18 protein-coding genes are annotated in these 19,655 nt (G+C 62.6%); 14 read left to right on the forward strand and 4 right to left on the reverse strand.

All coding sequences use genetic code 11. From position 1 onward, the window contains the following. The first annotated feature begins 477 nt into the window (after positions 1-477). From rplK to ACEE43_RS00055, 11 genes are all read left to right on the forward strand, one after another. The gene (rplK, locus tag ACEE43_RS00005) at positions 478-909 is read left to right on the forward strand and encodes a 50S ribosomal protein L11 (RefSeq protein WP_135012423.1); all 432 of its coding nucleotides are present in this window, start codon (positions 478-480) and stop codon (positions 907-909) included. A 140-nt stretch (positions 910-1,049) separates the two neighbouring features. After that, entirely contained in the window at positions 1,050-1,742 is a 693-nt protein-coding gene (gene rplA, locus ACEE43_RS00010) for a 50S ribosomal protein L1 (protein ID WP_185174246.1), read from the forward strand. Between the two features lie 205 nt (positions 1,743-1,947). Further along, on the forward strand, positions 1,948-2,859 hold the full coding sequence (locus tag ACEE43_RS00015; protein ID WP_449107427.1) for a hypothetical protein: 912 nt from the start codon (positions 1,948-1,950) through the stop codon (positions 2,857-2,859). A gap of 155 nt (positions 2,860-3,014) precedes the next feature. Next, positions 3,015-4,073, forward strand: a complete 1,059-nt coding sequence (locus ACEE43_RS00020; protein WP_449107428.1) for an ABC transporter ATP-binding protein — start codon at positions 3,015-3,017, stop codon at positions 4,071-4,073. Positions 4,074-4,312: 239 nt separating this feature from the next. After that, a complete protein-coding gene (gene rplJ / locus ACEE43_RS00025) occupies positions 4,313-4,822 on the forward strand; it encodes a 50S ribosomal protein L10 (RefSeq protein WP_237185947.1) in 510 nt (169 codons plus the stop codon). Between the two features lie 120 nt (positions 4,823-4,942). Further along, a complete protein-coding gene (rplL, locus tag ACEE43_RS00030; protein WP_185174250.1) occupies positions 4,943-5,320 on the forward strand; it encodes a 50S ribosomal protein L7/L12 in 378 nt (125 codons plus the stop codon). A gap of 133 nt (positions 5,321-5,453) precedes the next feature. Beyond that, a complete protein-coding gene (locus ACEE43_RS00035) occupies positions 5,454-6,476 on the forward strand; it encodes an endonuclease/exonuclease/phosphatase family protein (RefSeq protein WP_449107429.1) in 1,023 nt (340 codons plus the stop codon). A 150-nt stretch (positions 6,477-6,626) separates the two neighbouring features. Then, positions 6,627-8,108: a glycoside hydrolase family 32 protein gene (locus ACEE43_RS00040; protein WP_449107430.1), complete on the forward strand. Its 1,482-nt coding sequence runs from the start codon at positions 6,627-6,629 to the stop codon at positions 8,106-8,108. A gap of 164 nt (positions 8,109-8,272) precedes the next feature. Continuing rightward, on the forward strand, positions 8,273-8,839 hold the full coding sequence (locus tag ACEE43_RS00045) for a PTS sugar transporter subunit IIA (protein WP_449107431.1): 567 nt from the start codon (positions 8,273-8,275) through the stop codon (positions 8,837-8,839). A 197-nt stretch (positions 8,840-9,036) separates the two neighbouring features. Next, positions 9,037-11,022: a sucrose-specific PTS transporter subunit IIBC gene (locus ACEE43_RS00050; protein WP_449107432.1), complete on the forward strand. Its 1,986-nt coding sequence runs from the start codon at positions 9,037-9,039 to the stop codon at positions 11,020-11,022. A 279-nt stretch (positions 11,023-11,301) separates the two neighbouring features. Beyond that, the gene (locus ACEE43_RS00055) at positions 11,302-11,946 is read left to right on the forward strand and encodes an N-acetyltransferase family protein (protein WP_449107433.1); all 645 of its coding nucleotides are present in this window, start codon (positions 11,302-11,304) and stop codon (positions 11,944-11,946) included. A gap of 90 nt (positions 11,947-12,036) precedes the next feature. Here ACEE43_RS00055 and ACEE43_RS00060 read toward each other — a convergent pair whose 3' ends face one another. From ACEE43_RS00060 to moaA, 4 genes are all read right to left on the reverse strand, one after another. Continuing rightward, a complete protein-coding gene (locus ACEE43_RS00060) occupies positions 12,037-13,047 on the reverse strand; it encodes a LacI family DNA-binding transcriptional regulator (RefSeq protein ID WP_449107434.1) in 1,011 nt (336 codons plus the stop codon). 140 nt (positions 13,048-13,187) lie between these two features. Continuing rightward, positions 13,188-15,041, reverse strand: a complete 1,854-nt coding sequence (locus ACEE43_RS00065) for an NTP transferase domain-containing protein (protein WP_449107435.1) — start codon at positions 15,039-15,041, stop codon at positions 13,188-13,190. Positions 15,042-15,053: 12 nt separating this feature from the next. Further along, on the reverse strand, positions 15,054-15,335 hold the full coding sequence (locus ACEE43_RS00070) for a MoaD/ThiS family protein (RefSeq protein WP_237194747.1): 282 nt from the start codon (positions 15,333-15,335) through the stop codon (positions 15,054-15,056). A 16-nt stretch (positions 15,336-15,351) separates the two neighbouring features. Beyond that, complete coding sequence (gene moaA / locus ACEE43_RS00075; protein WP_449107436.1) at positions 15,352-16,485, reverse strand: GTP 3',8-cyclase MoaA; 1,134 nt, start codon at positions 16,483-16,485, stop codon at positions 15,352-15,354. A 144-nt stretch (positions 16,486-16,629) separates the two neighbouring features. Between moaA and modA the strand changes: the two genes are divergently transcribed. Genes modA through ACEE43_RS00090 form a run of 3 tightly spaced genes read left to right on the forward strand, consistent with a single transcriptional unit; the run spans position 16,630 to position 19,625 of the window. After that, entirely contained in the window at positions 16,630-17,397 is a 768-nt protein-coding gene (modA, locus tag ACEE43_RS00080; RefSeq protein ID WP_449107437.1) for a molybdate ABC transporter substrate-binding protein, read from the forward strand. A 9-nt stretch (positions 17,398-17,406) separates the two neighbouring features. Continuing rightward, positions 17,407-18,276 (forward strand): ABC transporter permease, encoded by an 870-nt coding sequence (locus ACEE43_RS00085; RefSeq protein ID WP_449107438.1) that lies wholly within the window; start codon positions 17,407-17,409, stop codon positions 18,274-18,276. Then, on the forward strand, positions 18,273-19,625 hold the full coding sequence (locus ACEE43_RS00090; protein ID WP_449107439.1) for a molybdopterin molybdotransferase MoeA: 1,353 nt from the start codon (positions 18,273-18,275) through the stop codon (positions 19,623-19,625). Before ACEE43_RS00085 ends, ACEE43_RS00090 begins: the two co-directional genes overlap by 4 nt. Positions 19,626-19,655 lie beyond the last annotated feature (30 nt).

Here is a 19,655-nt window from a genome sequence, read left to right on the forward strand (position 1 = left end):
CTCATCAATGGTTGTGCTGATTTCCGTCTTCGAACGCGAGACCCCCGTGACCCTGAACTTCTCACAGGTCACCAAGATGTAAAACCAGCTTGTCTGGTCAAGGGTCGCCCCGCTTGATGTGGGGCGGCCCTTTTGTTTTTGTTCAAAAGTGGGAGAGGGCTACTAGAGTTTTCCGCATTTATTCTGGTTTACCCGCAACTAGTTGCGGGTAAACCAGAATAAATGCGGGGGAGTCTATCGTGAGGGCGTTTACACAATCGACCTAACCCCGCCCCCGCTCGCCTGTGAGCAAGCACCCAGGGGCGGGCGTCCGCCCCGCAATAGCTTTAAAGCCCAGACCGTACTAAGATAGAAGACTGTATGTGCGCACCCACGCCGGTGCGCCCCTACACGGTGCCGCCGCCGCCATGGCAGCACCACCGCCCGGTGCATACTCCTGTGCGCCGGTCCACCAGCTAAGAAAAGGACCAAACACAAATGGCTCCCAAGAAGAAGGTCGCAGGCCTCATCAAGCTGCAGATCCAGGCAGGCGCCGCTAACCCCGCGCCCCCCGTTGGCCCCGCACTCGGTGCACACGGCGTCAACATCATGGAATTCTGCAAGGCCTACAACGCAGCCACCGAATCCCAGCGCGGCAACATCATCCCCGTAGAAATCACCGTCTACGAGGACCGCTCCTTCACCTTCATCACCAAGACCCCTCCCGCAGCACAGCTCATCAAGAAGGCAGCTGGCGTTGCTAAGGGCTCCGGCGTACCCCACACCCAGAAGGTCGGCTCACTGACCCTGGACCAGGTCAAGGAAATCGCCCAGACCAAGATGGAAGACCTCAACGCTAACGACATCGACGCCGCAGCGAAGATCATCGCCGGCACCGCCCGCTCCATGGGCATCACCGTCGAAGGCTAAAACCCTTCCACCCCGCCCATCGCGGGGAACCGAGGTTCACACTTCACCCAAAGACAATTGTTAGAGTCTCCCACCCGGGAGGCATGTGGCAGAGCCGAGCGCGGCTCACCAAAGACCACACCTGCAAAGGAGAAAAGCAGATGGCAAAGCGCAGCAAGGCGTACCAGGCAGCTGTAGCCAAGATCGAAGCGGACAAGCTCTACGCACCCGCCGAGGCTATTGCAGTAGCAAAGGACATCGCGGCAGACAAGCCCAACTCAACCGTTGAGGTCGCACTGCGACTCGGCGTTGACCCCCGCAAGGCAGACCAGATGGTACGCGGTACCGTCAACCTGCCCAACGGCACCGGTAAGACCGCCCGCGTTGTAGTTATCGCAGCCGGTGAAAAGGCTGAAGCAGCAGAAGCAGCTGGCGCTGACTTCGTTGGCTCAGACGACCTGATCGCAAAGATCGCTGGCGGCTGGACCGACTTCGACGCAGCAGTTGCAACCCCCGACATGATGGGCAAGGTTGGCCGTCTGGGTAAGGTTCTGGGTCCCCGTAACCTCATGCCCAACCCCAAGACCGGCACCGTCACCATGGACGTTGCTAAGGCAGTTGCAGACATCAAGGGCGGTAAGATTGACTTCCGCGTTGACCGCAACTCAAACCTGCACTTCATCATCGGTAAGGCTTCCTTCACCGCTGAGCAGCTGACCGAGAACTTCGAAGCAGCTCTCGAAGAGGTTAACCGCCTCAAGCCCTCATCAGCTAAGGGTCGTTACATCTCAAAGGCAACCATCGCCACCACCTTCGGTCCTGGCGTTCCCGTTGACCCCTCAACCGTAGCCTAAGTTTCTTAGACCCTAACGGTTAAACAAGGCAGGCTCTCCGCATGTGTTGCGGGGAGCCTGCCTTTTTGTTGTGGCGGGCAGGCAGAGCGATGTCGAAGCAAGAGCGGGGTGCGCGGACGTCCGGGTCTAGCTTTCGCAGGCACAGCCAGCTATTCTTGTGGTCAAGAGCACATCCCTTTCAATGATGTCTGGAGGCCCAACTCTCGTGTACCGCGTCGCCTACTTCCCTTACCCGCGTCCGTCCGACCTGCCCGCCTACCGCGATGAAAAGTCGCTCTATCCCGGGCTGCTTGCCCTGCAAGAACCGGTGAGCCAAACCGTCTTTCTCTACCGCCTAGAAACCCTGTACGAGGGGGACTTTCCCACCGACTACACCATCTATAACTATGCTGGTGGCCCCCTCGAGAGCGAAATGCGCATCAATATCTCCGCTCTGGGGCCTGCAGAAGAACGCGGGGACGGCGAGCTAATGTATCAGTTTGAAGCGCACTCCCGTTTCGAAGACCGCGCTGGAAAACTCATCTCGCAAGGGCTTCTGACCCGCACCGGAGAAATCCGCTGGGATGAACAAGACCCCGGCCACTGGCTACACCCGCATGTGAAAACCCTGATTGAGTACCTGGCCCAGGCACCGGCCAAAGCCCCTGAGACCATCGAAGAAGGGCAGGTTATCACCTGGGACCTCCCGCAGCTTCTGAGTGAGGAGCTGACCATCAACGAACATAACTTCGAGCGCTATCTGCCCCACTGGTTCGCAGTAGAGCACAGCGAAGATTGCACCTGGTACACAGAGCAGCTCGCGCAGCATACCGACGACGAGGAACCCCTGCCACCTCTCAACCGCCTGGTGCAGGTTTTTCACCCCGATACAGTCAGCGACAGGCCAGCCCACCCGGGGGAGCTTGCCCCTAGTATCGGCTATACCGCGAAGATTCATAGAGGGGGTGGCGTCCTCAAATGGGGCCGAGACCTGGCACCCACGGCGTGGGGTCGTGAAGCTGATGCAGGGCTACTTCCCGGGCTGAGCGGTGAGAACCTGCCCGGTTCAATTCGAGATTTGGTAGAGCAGGGGGAGATTATCTACCCCGATGATCGTATTGAGAGGGCACGAGGCTAAGTGCTTCCCTAACGAGCGTGCGCCTTATCGCCGAGCGTGCCGCAGATAGATGCACACTCGGCGATACAACGCACGCTCGATTGAATCAGGGGTGCGCTGTGGTGGGAAGGCTGCGGTCAGGGCGTACCGTGCAACCGTCGGGCATAATAGAGGTCATGACCAGCCCCGACCTTACCATCACCGGCCTGACCAAGCGGTTTGGTGCGTCCGCCGTGCTTAGCGGTATTGACCTGACCGTGCCCGGCGGCAGCCTGCTCTCCCTGGTGGGGGAGTCGGGGTCGGGCAAATCCACCCTGCTGCGCATTATTGCCGGGCTGGAACAGGCTGACGCCGGCCGTGTGCTTTTCGGCCACCGGCCGGTAGGCGTTGGGGGAGGCGCCCGCATCAAAGGCTCGGCCAAGACCCGGCAGGCAGGGGCTGTGCCGGTGGGGTTTGTCTTTCAAAAACCCGTGCTCTACCCCCACCTGAGCCTGGAAGAGAACATCCTCTTCGCCCAGCGCCTGCGCGCCCAGGAGCAGCTAGACCGTGACCACTACCTTTCCCTCGTCGACACCCTGGGGCTGGGGGAGCACCTGCGCAAGAGGCCGACGCAACTATCGGGCGGCCAGGCCCAGCGGGCCGGTATTGCTCGGGCCCTGGTGCGTAAACCCACGCTGGCTCTCTTTGACGAGCCGCTCTCTAGCGTTGATGAGCACCTGAGCGAAGCTATCCGCGCTGACCTGCTGACCCTGCACCGCCAGCTAGGGTTCACGGGCATCTACGTCACCCACACCCCCGACGAAGCCCTCGCGATGGGCCAGCAGCTTGCGGTGCTAGAGGGCGGACGCCTGGCCCAGGTTGCCGCCCCGGGGCAGGTGCTGGCCGCACCGGCGTCCGCGCAGGTTGCCCGCCTGCTGCACCCGCTCTACAACGAGCTAGAGGTAGAACGGGATGGGCGGGCAATACCGGCCGGTATCTCTGCCCACGGTTTTGAGCGGACGGACGCCGACACCCCGGGTACCCTGTCCGTACGGGTGCTGGGCGTGCTCGCCCATACGGCAGGGAGCCGTTTTAGCCTTGAAACTACCCAGGCGGTAGAGCTGCCACACCCGGATGGTGCCGTGACCATTCCCGCCGGTAGCTCGCTGACCGCTGTGCTGCCAGAAACTCCGGTAGGTACGGAAGAGGGGCTCTGCCTGAAGCTCCGACCAGGTACTCTGCACGTATTTAAGTGATTAAGCACCCTTAAACCCGGTTCTAACTTGCCAGAGCCCCGCAAACCGTGGTTAGATGAAGTAACCAAAGACCGCCGGTCTGTGCCTTTTACAGGCACGATAAGGGCTAACCAGCCCACCTGCGTAGGTGCCGATAACAGAATACAAACCAGTTTTTGCTGAGTTTGTATTATGCCTCGATGCCTGCGCGTCGGGGCATTTTTTGTTGGCCTGGCGGGATAAGAACTGGAAGGAACACCATGGCAACACAGGATAAGATTGCTGCCGTCTCTGAGATCAAGGAACTCCTTGAATCCTCAAACGGCGTAATTCTCACCGAGTACCGTGGTCTCACCGTTGCACAGATGAAGGAACTTCGTCGTGCACTGGGTGCTGAGACCGAGTACGCCGTGGTAAAGAACACTCTGACCGCTATCGCGGCTAAGGAAGTTGGCATCGACGCATTCGATGGTCAGCTCCACGGCCCCAGCGCAATCGCATTCATCAAGGGCGACTTCATTGATGCTGCGAAGGGTCTGCGTGACTTTGCCAAGGCTAACCCCCAGCTGATCGTTAAGAGCGGTTACTTCGAGGGCGAAGCTCTCGACGAAGCTGGCATCAACAAGTTTGCAAGCCTCGAATCACGCGAGGTACTTCTTGCAAAGGTCGCAGGCGGCGCAAAGGGCGCAATCGCAAAGGTTGCTCGCACCGTTGACGCTCTGCGTATCAAGCTCGAAGAGCAGGAAGGCGCAGCACCCGAGGCCGAGTAATCGCCTCGAAGCTGCCCACCGCACAGACTTCGGCCCACTTGCCCGGGCCACCCCACAATTTTCAAGCTCGCAGGCTGAAATACTGAGGCTTGCAACTGAATCAAAGAAGGAGCCAATCTCATGGCTAAGCTTTCAATCGAAGAACTCATTGAAGCATTCAAGGAACTGTCACTCGTTGAGGTTTCCGAATTCGTTAAGGCATTCGAAGAAGAATTCGACGTAACCGCAGCTGCTCCCGTTGCTGTTGCTGGTGCTGCCGGTGGCGACGCTGGTGCTGCTGAAGAGCAGTCAGAATTCGACGTTATCCTCGAATCAGCTGGCGACAAGAAGATCGGCGTTATTAAGGAAGTTCGCGCCCTCACCTCACTGGGTCTGAAGGAAGCTAAGGACCTCGTTGACGGCGCTCCCAAGCCCGTTCTCGAAGGCGTTTCCAAGGAAGACGCAGAGAAGGCTAAGGAAGCTCTCGAAGGCGCTGGCGCAACCGTCACCCTCAAGTAAGTTTCTTACTTTTCTTATCTTTGGCGCAGGGGCGGCACCCATCACGGGTTGCCGCCCTTGCGGCTTTTTGTTTAAGGACGGACGCCGCCGCCTATCTCTTCCCCTGCCTGCTGGTTTTAGCTAGGCTGGGGTCATGGGTAAGACTCTGATTCGTGTGCTCTGGTGCCTGCTGTTGGCAGGTTTTCTGACCTGGCTAGCTATCCTCCTCTGGCCGGGGCACCCGGTGACCGCCTGGCTGACCACCCGCTTGGTCATTGCCCAGGCCGTTGCCTTCCCCGCCCTGCTTGCGGTTGCCGGGGCGGGCGTCCTGATAGTGGCCCTGCTGGTAGCCCTGCGCTCTAGAACCAGCACAATCACCCGCTGCCTCGCCGGGCTGACGGCACTAGCCTGTGCCGCTTCTAGCCTGCTGGCGGTGATTGACCCCTACGGGGCTGTGCGATATCAGGCACGCGGGGTACCTGCTATTGGGTGCGTTAATATGCAGACCTACCGGGTCACTACCTACAACGCCCTCGATACCCTGACCGACCAGTCCCTGGCTCGGTTGCTGGCCGATGAGCCGGATTTCCTGGTGCTCCCTGAAGTCTCACCCGATACACCCGCCCTTGCTGGCGGCGTTTCGGGCTACCAGCTGTTCGCCTCCACCAGCGGAAAGGCCCACATCGCCCCGACACTGACCCTGGTGAGCGACCGGCTGGGCACCTACACCGCGCAGGAAGTGCCCATGACCTTCGGCGCCCTCATTCTGGCTCCTGAAAATGACGATAGTGGTCACCCCTCACTGCTTGCGGTGCACACGGCCCCGCCCGTGCCCTCCTACATGCAGCAGTGGCGCGATGACCTAGCCACCATCGACCGCCTGGCCCGCGATGAGAACCGCCCTGACCTAATCGCTGGCGACTTCAACGCGACCCTGCTCCACGGCGGCCTGGCCAGTTACGCGGGGGTAGGCTCACACCTGGGTGCGGATGCTGCCCTGGCCACCCACCGGATTGAGGGCACCTGGCCAGTCGGCGGAGTGCTAGGAATGCGGGCCCCGATCGACCACATCATGGTGATGCAGGGGCCACCTGCTGGTGGTGAAGAAGTGACCTACCAGCAGGTGGGCAATTCTGACCACCTGGCAGTGAGTGCCGTCGTAGACCTTTGCAGCTAGGCGCGTGGGCTAGCCCCTATCACAAACTGGAATATTTGCCGGTCTGCCCTGCACGCTGCTGACCTAAGACCTGGGGAGAGGACAGGGGGTAAGCTGGATATGATCAACGATTGACAGAACCCGTTACCGCACCCACTCAAGGAGCCCCGCGTGACTAAGCCCGGACGTCCGGACGCCGCCGAACTGCTCGCAGCCGCAGAGCAAGCCTATGCCACCTACCACGAGCGGGTGCGCACCGACCCCGACTACCCGGCCCTGCACCTAGCACCGCCCGTGGGTCGCCTCAATGACCCCAACGGGCTGATCTATCATGAAGGCACCTACCACGCCTTCTACCAGTACTCCCCGGTGCACCCCACCCGCGCCGTCTTCTGGCGCTATGCCACCAGCGACGACCTCACCCACTGGCAGGACCGCGGCACCGCCATCGCCCCCACCGACTGGTTTGATAAGAACGGCTGCTACTCGGGCTCGGGTTTCGTGGGCGAGGACGGCACCTTTGAGTTCTTCTATACCGGCAACGTCAAGGACGCCGACGGTAACCGGGAGGCCTACCAGGTACTCTTTACCTCACCCGATCAGGGCAAGACCTTCACCAAGCAAGAGGTCTTTATCAACGGCCCCGAAGAGGGCTACACCGCCCACTACCGCGACCCCCATGTAATTGAACGCGAGGGCAGCTTCTACGCCGTCATCGGCGCCCAGCGCGAGGACGAAACCGGGGCCGTGGTGCTCTACTCCTCACCCGACCGCCGCACCTGGACCTTCGACGGCGAGATCACTTTCTCAGACCCGGCCCTGGCCAAGCTAGGCTATATGTACGAGTGCCCCGGCCTGATTCAGCTGCGCGATGAAGAAAGCGGCGAGCTCAAGGACGTGCTGATTTTCAGCCCCCAGGGCATGGAAGCGGACGGGGAAAAGTACAACAATATCTTCCAGACCGGCTACGTGGTCGGCACCCTCACCGGTACCCATTTTGAGGTCACCACCCCCTTCACCGAACTAGACGCCGGCACAGAGTTCTACGCCCCCCAGTGCTTCCACGGGGTGGGCGAAGACGGCTCCCACGCTGTACTCCAGGGCTGGTTCGGTAACGCCGACCAGGATGACCAGCCCTCCTGGGAGAACCACTGGGTGCACATGCAGACCTACCCCCGCCGCCTGACCCTGCGCGCGGGTCGTGTGTACCAGAACCCCGTGGAACAACTCGATAACGCCCTGGCACCTGCCCCGGTAGCACCTGGGGCTGAGGGGGAGATTGCGGAACTGGCGGACGCCCGCGTCTGGCGCCTGCGCGGTGAGGTTGAGGTGACTAGCCCCGTGCAGATTATCGTTGAGGACGCCGCAGGCCAGGCTCTAGCTCTGACCCTGAGCGAGGACGGTGCCCACCTGGATCGCACCGGCAGCCGCTACACTGTGGGCGGGGCAGAACGCCACCGCACCCTAGAGCAGGGCGCTACCCGCACCTTCGACCTGCTGGTCGATGCCTCCGGAACCGAACTCTTCCTCGATGGGGGAGCCGCCGTATTCTCATCCCGAACCTACTTCACCGGAGCTAAGCGCACCGTCCGCCTGGTAGCAGACGAGGCGGCCGTGCGGAGCCTCGAAGCTGCCCGGCTTGTAGAAGACTAGGGTAAATGGCGCCGGTGCCTTAGCGCGTGGGGCGAAAAATTTTCCGTGACCTGGCACCGGCAGGAAACAGTAAGACCTGTCTCACAGGTTGTCGACGGTGGTAGGCTGGTAGAGACGCCGCACACAGCGGCCCCACCACTCCCAACCACTATGAGGTGACAATCATGGCAGGCTTCTTCAAAAAGCTCTTCGGCGGCAGCGACGACACCGCAGCGCAGACTCCCGCTCCCGCAACTACTCCCGCGGCAGCACCGTCCGCCGCTGGCGCGTCCGCTCTGACCGCCCACATGAACGGTACCGTTGTTGAGCTTGCCGGCGTGAGCGACCAGATGTTCGCCTCAGGCGCCCTGGGCCCCGGCGCCGCCATTGAGCCGACCGCAGGTGTGGTTGTGGCTCCCGCAGACGGCGAAGTAACTGTCGCTTTCCCCACCGGGCACGCCTTCGGCATCCGTACCGCAGACGGCTTGGAAATCCTGATCCACGTAGGCTTCGATACCGTGGAACTGGACGGCAAGTTCTTCGAACCCAAGGTCAAGAAGGGCGATACCGTCACTCGCGGCCAGGTGCTGGTGGAGCTCGACCTGGAGCAGGTCAAGGCTGCAGGCTACCCCGTGACCACCCCGCTTGTTATCACCAACGCCAAGAGCTCCGTTGCCGACCTGACAGTTGCCAACGCAGGAAGCGACGTAGCAGCCGGTGCTGACTTCATCACCGTAGCTCGCAAGGGCTAAAACAAAGCTTGAGATAGGGTCGGTGGCCACCTAACACAGGTGGCCACCGACCTTCTGCAAGGGGCTGTTTTGGCCCCTTTTTTGGTGCTAGTATGTCAAACGATTGGCATGTTTGTTTTTACACACAACATACACACTCGCGCCGAGGCTGAACCACAGATGTAGGGGGAGCCTGGCCCATACACCAAGGAGAAGACATGGACCACAAATCCGTGGCTGAGCGAGTCCTCACCGCCGTCGGCGGCACGGACAACATCGCAGCAGGCGCCCACTGCGCCACCCGCCTGCGACTGGTGCTCAAAGACATGAACGTCATCAACCAGGCCGCCCTAGACAACGACGAGGACCTCAAGGGTACCTTCAACAACTCCGGCCAGTTCCAGATCATCGTGGGCCCCGGCGACGTTGACGAGGTCTACAAGCACATGGCCGCCGCCGGCATGAAGCAGGTCTCCAAGGACGAACTCAAGAACGTCGCAGCGGACCAGGGCAACCTCTTCACCCGCTTCATCAAGGTCGTCTCAGAAATCTTCCTGCCAATCATCCCCGTGCTGGTCGGTTCCGGTCTGCTCATGGCACTCAACAACGTGCTGACCGCAACCGGTATCTTCGACCCTGAAAAGTCACTCATTGAGCTCTACCCCGCCTGGACCGGCTTCGCTGAAATCGTCAACCTGCTCTCAGCAGCGGCCTTCGCCTTCCTGCCCGTGCTCGTCGGCTTCACCGCCACCAAGGTATTCGGCGGTAACCCCTACCTGGGTATGACCATGGGCGCTGCCATGGTCTTCCCCTCCCTGGTCAACGGCTACAACGTAGCTGCCGCCCTGCAGGACGGTACCATGGCCTACTGGGACGTCTTCGGCATCCAGGTGCAGCAGGCTGGCTATCAGGGTACCGTCCTTCCCGTTATCCTGGTTTCTTTCATCCTGGCCAACATTGAGAAGTTCTTCCACAAGATTCTCAAGGGTGTCATTGATTTCATGTTCACCCCCACCCTGACCCTCTTGATCACCGGCTTTGCCACCTTCATGCTGGTCGGCCCGCCCATGTTCAAGCTCGGTACCCTACTCGGTGAAGGTATCAACTGGGTATATGACACCGCTGGCCCCGTGGGTGGCTTCCTCTTCGGTCTGGTCTACTCACCGATCGTCATTACCGGCCTGCACCAGTCCTTCCCGCCCATCGAACTTCAGCTCATTGCTGCCGGTGGCTCTTTCATCTTCGCTACTGCATCGATGGCGAACATTGCCCAGGGCGGTGCAGCTCTCGGTGTTTACCTGACCACCAAGGACAAGAAGATGAAGGGTCTGGCAGGTGCTACCGCTCCTTCCGCCTTCCTCGGTATTACCGAACCCGCTATCTTCGGTGTGAACCTGCGCCTGCGCTGGCCCTTCTACATCGCAATGGGTGCCTCAGCTATCGCATCTGCAATGATCGCTATTTTCGGTGTCAAGGCATCGGGCCTGGGTGCTGCTGGCTTCCTGGGCATTCCCTCTATCGACAACCAGCAGGGCATGGGCTGGACCGGCTTCATCATTGCCGCTCTCACCTCAGCTACTCTCTCCACCGGTGCCTCCTTCATCTACGGTAAGCGCGCCTTCGCCGGCCAGGTTGCCGAAGAAGAAGTTGAAGCCGCCGCCCCCGCCGCTACCGCTGCGTCTGTAGCTGCCCCCGCCGCGTCCGCCCCCGCAGCAGCCACCGAAGGCTACGAACTGACCGCCCACCTCAACGGCACCGCCGTGGAACTCTCAGCGGTATCAGACCCCACCTTCGCCTCCGGCGCCCTGGGCCCCGGCGCAGCCGTAGAACCCACCGAAGGCAAGCTCTACGCACCCGCCGACGGCAAGGTCACCGTAGCCTTCCCCACCGGCCACGCCATCGGCATGCGCACCGACAAGGGCGTAGAAGTCCTCATGCACATCGGCTTCGACACCGTCGAGCTGGACGGCAAGCACTTCACTCCCAAGGTCGAAAAGGGCCAGGAAGTCAAGCGCGGTGACGTGCTCGTGGAGTTCGACATGGCCGCCATCAAGGCCGCAGGCTACCCCCTGACCACCCCGCTGGTCATCACCAACGCCAAGAAGACCGTTGACTCAACCGCTCTTGCCGTTGCAACAGGCTCAACCGTGGCCGCAGGCCGCGACGAGCTGGTCAGCGTAGCCGCTAAGACCGCAACCGTCTAAAACCTTCCCAAGAAAGAAAACCCACCCCGTGCCCGTCCTGATAGTAAGGACGCGCGCGGGGCGGGTTGCTTTGCGCTATACCAGTACGGGGGTGCCCCTACATCTTGGCTCGTGACCCTCTTGCTCCTCGCCCGGGGGCTCGTCGCAATTCACGCCAGCCCCGAGCCAACGAGCTGCGATGCAGGGTCACCCCCTCCGTAGAAGGTGCAAGGAAAACTCTCTCTAGAGCTTTCTTGACCGGGTAATCTTGAAAGGTAACACCGTACCCAGGAGGATTCCATGCCCGAGCAAACCTACGACTTTACCGTGCGTGAAGCGACCGAAGCTGACTACCCCGGCGTGATTGAGGCGCTGACCAATGCCTTTGAGCACGACCCGGTCATGAACAAGGCTATGGGCGGGGACGGCCACACCGAAACCGTCCGCGGGCTTTTTGAGTTCCAGCTGCGCACCACCTACGCCCCGAAGGGCACTATCGATATCGCCGTCACCGCCGACGGCAAGGTGCTGGGCGCTGCCCTGTGGCTCTCGCCCGAGGCCCAGAAGGGTAACCTGCTGGCCGACATTAAGGCCCTGCCCGACTACTACCGGGTACTGGGGAAGGGGCTGGCTCGTGCCACCGTCACCGAGCTGCGCCTGCTGGCGGCCCGCCCAAAATTCGACCACTGGTACCTCTACACCATCGGTGTGCACGAGGACGCCCGCGGGCACGGCATCGGCTCCCACCTGCTGGATTACCGCCGCGAGCGTCTGGGCGAGGTGCCCGCCTACCTGGAGGCTTCTACCTACCGGTCAGCTTCTCTCTATGCCCGTCACGGGTTTGTTGAGCTTTTCCGGTTTAAGGGCGGCAAGCCCGCCCTGGGTATGCTGCACCCGGCGCCGGTGACCCAGGTATCGCTTCATGACCACCACCGGAATAAGTAATATTCTTTTTCCTCTGGTTCAGGGGCGTTCACGAGTGAGCTCTGTGTCAAAGAATAGAAATCGCGGAGAGGTCGGGCAGGGGACGTTAGCTTATGCCACCGCGCTCTCTACCCAGAGCAGGGAGCGGGTGCTTGACCCCTCATGAAGGCTCACCGGTAGCACATCGCTGCCGGTGAGCTCTTTTTCTTCGCCGTTCATGGCGTGCATGAGCTGGGCGACGGCCCGCTGGGCCATTGCGTCGATGGGCTGCACCACGGTGGTTAGCTCGGGCAGGAGGGCCCGGCTGGTTTCGGTGCCGTCAAAGCCGATGACCTGTAGGTCCTGGGGCACCTGCCGGCCGCTAGCGCGGGCATAGCCCAGCACCATGGCGGCATAGACATCGTTTGAGGCGAAGACAGCATCAACCTGCGGGTGCTCGTCGAGGTAGGTGAAGATGCGCTCGCGTTTGGTGGCCTGCGGGGTGGTGAAGCCCAGTTCGAGAATATGCGGGGTGTAACCGGCTTCGGTGACCGCTAGCTGGTAGCCGCGCTGGCGGGCGTTGTCGAGGGAGATGGTTGAGGTGATGTGCAGAATATTCGTGGCCCCGCCGTCAAGAAGCAGGTGGGTGGCCCGGTAGGCCCCGTCGAAGTTGTCGCAGCTGATGTTGGGGCCGCGGCCGGTGTGCTGGCGGTCGATGGTAATCAGGGGCGCACCCAGATGGGGAAAGTTGGCAACAACCTGGGAGTGGGCGCCGGTGATGACGCCGTCGACCTGGTTGGCTATGAGCATATCGAGGTAGCGCTGCTCTGATTCGGGGTGGTCGTTGCTGTTGCAGAGAATCGTCTTGTAGCCGATATCGGCCAGGTGGGATTCGATGCGGTAGGCCATTTCCCCGTAGAAGGGGTTGGCGACGGAGGGGAAGACTAGGCCGATGAGCTGGCTTTTTTGCCCCTGCAGGGAGCGGGCGATGGCGTTGGGCCGGTAGCCGAGCTGCTGCATGGCGTCGAAGACTTTGACGCGGGTTGTTTCGGAGAGGTAGCCCCGGTTGTTGAGCACGCGGGAGACTGTGGTGGGGGAGACGCCTGCGAGCGCAGCGACATCGCCGAGTTTTGGTTTAGGCACGCGGGGCTCCGGTCTGTTGGGGGAGGGCTCAGGTTGTTCTCAATTATAAGTCCTGTCTAACAGGGGTGGGAACTGTTGAGCTCTGTGACGGAATGTTTGCCTAATTCTGAGACCATCAGGGGGAGGGGAGGGATGTAAAGCTAGCTGGGAAGCAGGAGGTAGCGTACGGTGCTGCCTGCTGCTGCCCCCTGGGGCGGTATGAGGGCTAGGGCGTCGGCGGTGGCGAAGGAGGTAAGCATGTGGGATTGGGTTTTGGGCAGGGGAATCAGCGCTTTTCCCTCGGCTGTTGGGGTAAGGCGTGCGGGGATGAGCCTTAGATCCTCTTTGCGGTAGCCGGGTACCGGGTGGGTGAGGACGCCTTCGGCCAGATCGGCCAGGGGAGCACCAGTGGCGCCGATGAGCCAGGGAGTTAGGTAGGAGTAGAGGGCGGTGTAGGCGGCTAGGGGGTTGCCGGGTAGGCCCAGGACGAGTGGGGTCTCCGGGTTGCTTATGGCTGGTAGGCGGGCGGCCAGGGCCGGGTGGCCAGGGCGGATAGCGACGGATTCGAAGAGGTAGCTGGCGTCTAGGTCGGCTAGGGCGCGGCGTACCCAGTCTGCGGTGGAAGTAGAGGAGCCGCCTGTGATAAGTAGCAGGTCGGCGCCGGTGGTGGTGAGCCAGCTGGTGAGCTGAGCTTTGCTGTCGGGCAGACGGCGGACGCTGCTAACACTGGCTCCCATGTGTTCGATGATGTGGGGGAAGGCCATGGAGTAGGCGTCGCGCACCTGGCCTGGGCCGGGTAGCCCGGAGGTAATAATTTCGTTGCCGGTGTAGGCGATGGCGACGGCGGGGCGGGCGGTGACGGTGAGGGTGTCAAGGCCGAGAGTAGCGAGCGCGCCGAGGTGGCGGGCGGTAATGGGTGTTCCTGCGGGAAGTACCGTGCTGTCGGCTGAAAGTTCTTCACCTGCCCGTCGTATATCGGCACCGAGTGCCGGATAGCCTTGACCAAAAACTTTGGGGTCGGGTCTGAGCGTGTTGCCGTCTACTAGGGCGTGTTCCTGGCGGAGCACGGCGTCGGTGCCCGGGGGGATGAGCCCGCCGGTCAGAACGGGGGTAGCCTGGCCGGGGGTTAGGGGCAGAACTCGTTGGTGGATATTCTCGCCCTCTGCTGCTGGCGGGTGGGTGAGCAGCTGCCAGGGTGGGGCACCGGCGGTGGCGTAGCCGTCCATAGCTGAGGAATCATAGTGGGGCACCGGCAGCAGGGCGCGGGCGTCCTGGCTCAGGGTTCTGCCGATAGCCTCCTGGGCGAGGGGCACCTTTTCATCGGTTCGAGCAAGGGTCGCCCCTGCCCGGTGCAGGAGCTGCCTGGCCTGCTGCCAGCTGGTGTGGTGCACGGTGCTGTCCTTAGGGGGTAGGGGAACCTGGGTGTAGCCAGCAGCACGGGCGGCTTCCCAGGTGTCGACGTCGGCGGTGAGTTCGGCGGGCAGTTCTAGATCGGCGGGTGCAAGGGGGCTGAGAAAACGGCGGACGGAGGCGTTGGCGGTATCCCCTGCAAAGGCAGGAGCCAGAGCCGCGGCCCGGTAGATGCCCAGCAGGGGCTGAGTGATACCCTCCGCTACAGCCCAGTAGCCGGTCACCTGCTCCGGTGCGGACGCCGCCGTCTGCAAAAGTAGGGGCACAGCGGCCCGGGCTCGGGGCAGGTCGCAGGAAAGGACCAGTACCCAGTGGTGGGAGAGTGCCGACAAGTCATGCTGGGCTGCTGCCAGGGCCGCAAGCCCGGCAGAAATACCGGCTGCTGGCCCGCTAAAAGCTGGTTCTTCTCGGGTCTGTAGGACGCCCGCGGGCAGGGTGAGCTCTGCCGGGCCGACGACCACGCGGTGCTCCGCACCCGTGCAAGCGGCGATAACTCCGTCGAGCAGGGTGTGCTCACCGTTGGAGAGCAGGGCCTTGGGTACCCCGCCGAGGCGGGAGGAGCGTCCGCCCGCCAGGATCAGGGCCGAGTAGCTGGGGGTGTTCACCGGGTTGTCCTCCTAGCCACCGGCAAAGGGCGGAAGAACATCCAGGCGTTCAGCCTGTTTCAGGAGCATCGGGTCATCGAGTTGCTCGTCGGTGGCGGCAACCCCGTCGACGAGGAAGGTGCAGCGCGGCAGAATATCGGCCAGGGTCTGGCCCGAGGGAGTGCTGCCGGTGAATTCTTCTGCCAGGTAGGTACGAACCTGGGCAAGAGTAGGGGCAGGTAGCTGGGCTGGGTCGAGGGTGAGGCTGGGGCGGCCCGCTGCCGCCCGGGCTGCGGCGAAAAAGTTAATCTGCATGGAAAGTCCTTGAATCTTAGCCGCCGATGGCGCTCATTGATCGAGTAGGTTGGGTGAAATCGGGGGTATCGAAGCCGACGGTGTCCTTGCCGTGGGCCTTGGGCTTGGCCCACATGGCTCCGCGCCAAATCTGGGCCAGTTCAGCATCGCTGGCCCCGCCGCGCAGGGCACCCATAAGGTCGGTTTCGGTCAGGGAGAAGAGGCAGGAGCGCACCTTGCCGTCGGCGGTGATGCGGGTGCGAGTGCAGGCCGAGCAGAAGGGCTCGGTGACCGAGGCGATAATGCCTACCTGGCCCAGGGGCTCTGCTGTGCCGGCGTGACCCAGTGGGTAGACGTCCCAGAGGGCTGCGGGGGAGGCCCCGCGCGGACGCCCGTGGGGCAGCAGGTCGTAGTGGTCAGCCAGGCGCTGACGAATCTGCTCGGCGGTGATGGTGCCTTCGCGGGTCCAGTTGTGGTCGGCGTCCAGAGGCATCTGTTCGATGAAGCGGAGCTGGTAGCCGCCCTCTAAAGCCCAGGTGAGGAGTTCATGGCCCTGGGTGTCGTTGACCCCGGCCATGAGGACCGCGTTGATTTTGAGGGGGGTGAGCCCGGCGGCAGCTGCGGCTTCAATACCTGTGAGTACCGAGGCTAGCTTATCCCTGCGGGTGAGCTGAGCGAACGTTTCGGGGCAGATGGTGTCGAGGGAGACATTGACCCGGTTGAGCCCGGCCTGAACCAGGGCATCTACCTTTTTATCGAGTCCGATGCCGTTGGTTGTCAGGGCGATGGGCAGGTGGGGGTGTTCGGCGCGGACGGCAGCAATAATATCGGTGAGGTCAGCTCGTACTAGGGGCTCGCCACCGGTAAAGCGTACCTCTTCGATTCCTAGATCTCGTACACCTACCCTTACCAGGCGGGTGACCTCATCGAGGGTTAGAAGCTGTGTGCCGGGCAGCCAGTTGAGGCCTTCAGCAGGCATACAGTAGACACAGCGCAGGTTGCACTTGTCCATCAGGGAAATGCGCAGGTCAGTGGCGGTTCGTCCCCAGCGGTCGGCAAGAGGCCCGGTGGTGGGCGCGCCCGGGTGTGCAGCTGCACTGGCACCGCCGGTCACAACTGGGATAGACGAACCCAGGGGCACCGGGGGATTGGGGGCTGAAGACTGGGGCATACCCGCACTTTCACAAATCTTAATCGGCATTTCAGATGTAATATTTAGCCTAGCTAAACCGGGTGAAGAACACCACCTGGCTCTACACTAATCTATAGACAAAGACCCTCTGCTAGCCACTGTTACCCCGTCATTGGAGACCCCATGCGCCGCCTGAGCACCCTTCTCGTCCCCCTTCTGCTGGGTCTTACCGCCTGCGGGGGAGCAGCAACCTCCCCACAGGGGCAGGACGCTGAGGTACAGCTCTTTGCGGCGGCCTCCTTAGGAGCTGTGGGCGATGAGCTCATAGCAGCCTATCGTCAAGAAACCCCGCAGGTCTCTATCACTGCCACCTACGCAGGGTCATCCCAGCTGGTTACGCAGATGGTCGAAGGCGCTACCCCCGACCTGCTCATTACAGCCGATAGCACCACCATGAACCAGGCTATCGACACGGTTGAAGGACTGGCCGGCGTCACCCCCGAAACCATCGCCACCAACGCCCTGGTGCTGGCCACCGCCCCCGGCAACCCCTCTGCGATCGATAGCGTGGATGATCTGGCGGCAAGCGACGTCATGACCGCAATCTGTGCCCAGGAAGTACCCTGCGGACGCCTGGCCCACCAGGAGCTCACCCGCCAGGGAATCACCCCGGCGACCTCCACCGAAGAAGCTAACGTCTCGGCAGTTTCCACCAAGGTGGCCACCGGCCAGGTGGATGCCGGCTTCATCTACTCCACCGACGCCACCGCTATCTCAGCCACCGACGATATCACCGTCATCACCCTGCCCCAGGTCGAACGCAACGCCTACCCCCTAGCCCTCACCAGCAGCGGTCAAGGCAAGGAAAGCGCCCAAAACTTTGCGAACTGGCTGGCCACCTCTGAGGCTGCCGCCCAGATTCTGGCCGACTACGGCTTCGAACCTGCCTAAACTAGAACCATGAGCACACCCGGCCCCGCACCCACCCCGCCGCCACGAGGGCGGGCCAGCTCCTTCACATCCGTCCCCGTGCATGCCGTGCTGCCCACCCTGATCACCCTGGCAGTTATTGCGGGTCCCCTGCTTTCCCTCCTGGTCCGTACGCCCTGGGGGAGTCTGCCCCAGCTACTGGCAGAACCAGCTGCCCTGGCTGCCGTCCGGCTCTCGGTGCTCACCGCTCTAGCTGCCACCGCTGTATCAGCCCTACTGGGCACCCCTACAGCCCTGGTGCTAGCCACGGTTCTCGAACGGTCTCGCGCTCGCCGCCTGACCTGGCCCCTCTACGGACTGATTTATACCCCCATCATTTTCTCCCCGGTGGTCTCGGGTCTAGCCCTGCTCTTCTTCTGGGGTAGACGCGGGCTGCTCGGTTCCTGGCTCGATACCGCCGGTATCTCGGTGGCCTACACCCCGCTGGCTGTGGTGCTGGCCCAGACTTTTGTTGCCCTGCCCTTCTTCGTGGCCACCCTGGTCACCACCCTGCGGGCCCTGCCGCCAGAGTATGCCGAAATCGCCCGGCTTGAGGGGGCCAGCCCCGCGGAGGTCACCACCCGGGTGCTGCTCCCGCTGGCTACCCCAGGCCTGCTGACGGCGGCCGTCCTGACCTTCGCCCGTGCCCTGGGTGAATACGGGGCAACCGTTACCTTCGCCGGAAATATCGAGGGCGTCACCCGAACCATCCCCCTGGCCATTGAGCTGGCTCTGAGCTCCAACCGCATGGAGGCAGCCCTGGGCGCAGCCCTCATGCTTATTGCCCTCTACCTCAGCCTGCTTGCCGCCGGAGCCCTGGCCCTCTGGCTGGGGCGACTGAAAGGAGACCGCCCCTCATGATGCTGCCGACAGAAACCTCTACAGAAACCCTTGCCCATCTGCTTCCCACCGGCTCCCGCCTTCAGCCGCGGGCCTACGCTTCCTGTGTGCGCGACCTGGTAGCTGCCACCGTCGCCCGCACCCCCTATAGCCTGCCCCTGGGGGAGGTCGCCGGGTACCAGCTCGCTGAATCCCTCTACGCGCTTGCCCCCCAGCCCTCTTTCGCTAACTCCCAGATGGACGGTTACGCCCTCACCAGCACTGCCGCCCGGGCAGGCCAGCGGGTTTTTCGGGTAGGGCGGGACGTTCCTGCCGGAGCCACCGGGGAGGGGCTGCCGGTGAGCGATACTCTGGTTTACCCGGTCATGACGGGAGCTCCGCTGCCGGATGGCTACACCACCGTTGTTCCCGTCGAGCGCACCAGCCCTGTGGCCGGAGAGACGGACGCCGCAGGCTTCGTAGCCGAGGGCGGGCAGGTGGAGATACCCCCGGCTACCCCCGGTACTTTCGTACGGGCTGTGGGAGAGGACGTTGCCGCAGGCCAGCTCCTGGCAGAAAGCGGCAGTTGCCTGACCCCGGCCTTCATCGGCGCCCTGGCCGCCCAGGGAATCGCGAGCGTGCCGGTCTACCGCCCCCTTCGGGTGCTGGTGGTGACAGGTGGCGACGAGGTCGCTGGGGCGGGCCGGGCGCCTGCTACCGGGCAGATTTTTGACGCCAACGGCCCGGTGTTGGCGGCCCTGCTTCATCAGGACGGCTGTACCACCGACCACCTGCCCATCGGGGACTCGGTAGAAGATTTCTGCACGGCCCTGCAGAAGGCTCTGGCCCATCAGGTGCCCGACCTTATCGTGACCAGCGGTGGTATCAGCCACGGTAAATACGAGGTGGTGCGTCTGGGGTTGGCGGCTCTGGCTACTGCTCCTGCCGGTGGGGGGCGGGTGAGGGCTAGCTGGTTTGGCCATGTTGCCCAGCAGCCCGGCGGCCCCCAGGGGCTGGCCCTACTCGAGGCCCCCGACGGCAGGGTGCTACCGGTACTCTGCCTGCCGGGCAACCCGGTGAGCACCCTCATTAGCTACCACCTGCTCCTGCGCCCTGCCCTGGCCCACCTGGCAGCAGAAGATCAGCCGGACGCCTACGGCCAGCTGGTGCTCGATGCCCCCATCGCGGCACCGGCTGGAAAAACCCAGTACCGCCGCGCCCACCTGACTCGGCAGGCTCGGGCGGACGGGAGCGTCCTTGCCCTGCTGACTCCGGACGCCGCAACCGGCTCCCATCTGCTCCTGCAGGCAGCCCGCGCCGATGCCCTGGTGGAACTGGAACCGGGGCGCACCTACCGCGGCGGTGAACCGGTGCGGTATATTGCCCTGTGAGGTGCAGATAGACACCCCTGCCAGCAAATC

It is taken from the genome of Rothia sp. 11254D007BW (assembly GCF_053548195.1).

Bases quoted from the DNA above. Each gene is read 5' to 3' on its own strand.
- rplK (WP_135012423.1), top strand. From the start codon at position 478: ATGGCTCCCAAGAAGAAGGTCGCAGGCCTCATCAAGCTGCAGATCCAG.
- rplA (WP_185174246.1), top strand. From the start codon at position 1,050: ATGGCAAAGCGCAGCAAGGCGTACCAGGCAGCTGTAGCCAAGATCGAA.
- ACEE43_RS00020 (WP_449107428.1), top strand. From the start codon at position 3,015: ATGACCAGCCCCGACCTTACCATCACCGGCCTGACCAAGCGGTTTGGT.
- rplJ (WP_237185947.1), top strand. From the start codon at position 4,313: ATGGCAACACAGGATAAGATTGCTGCCGTCTCTGAGATCAAGGAACTC.
- rplL (WP_185174250.1), top strand. From the start codon at position 4,943: ATGGCTAAGCTTTCAATCGAAGAACTCATTGAAGCATTCAAGGAACTG.
- ACEE43_RS00035 (WP_449107429.1), top strand. From the start codon at position 5,454: ATGGGTAAGACTCTGATTCGTGTGCTCTGGTGCCTGCTGTTGGCAGGT.
- ACEE43_RS00045 (WP_449107431.1), top strand. From the start codon at position 8,273: ATGGCAGGCTTCTTCAAAAAGCTCTTCGGCGGCAGCGACGACACCGCA.
- ACEE43_RS00050 (WP_449107432.1), top strand. From the start codon at position 9,037: ATGGACCACAAATCCGTGGCTGAGCGAGTCCTCACCGCCGTCGGCGGC.
- ACEE43_RS00055 (WP_449107433.1), top strand. From the start codon at position 11,302: ATGCCCGAGCAAACCTACGACTTTACCGTGCGTGAAGCGACCGAAGCT.
- ACEE43_RS00070 (WP_237194747.1), bottom strand. From the start codon at position 15,335: ATGCAGATTAACTTTTTCGCCGCAGCCCGGGCGGCAGCGGGCCGCCCC.
- moaA (WP_449107436.1), bottom strand. From the start codon at position 16,485: ATGCCCCAGTCTTCAGCCCCCAATCCCCCGGTGCCCCTGGGTTCGTCT.
- modA (WP_449107437.1), top strand. From the start codon at position 16,630: ATGCGCCGCCTGAGCACCCTTCTCGTCCCCCTTCTGCTGGGTCTTACC.
- ACEE43_RS00085 (WP_449107438.1), top strand. From the start codon at position 17,407: ATGAGCACACCCGGCCCCGCACCCACCCCGCCGCCACGAGGGCGGGCC.
- ACEE43_RS00090 (WP_449107439.1), top strand. From the start codon at position 18,273: ATGATGCTGCCGACAGAAACCTCTACAGAAACCCTTGCCCATCTGCTT.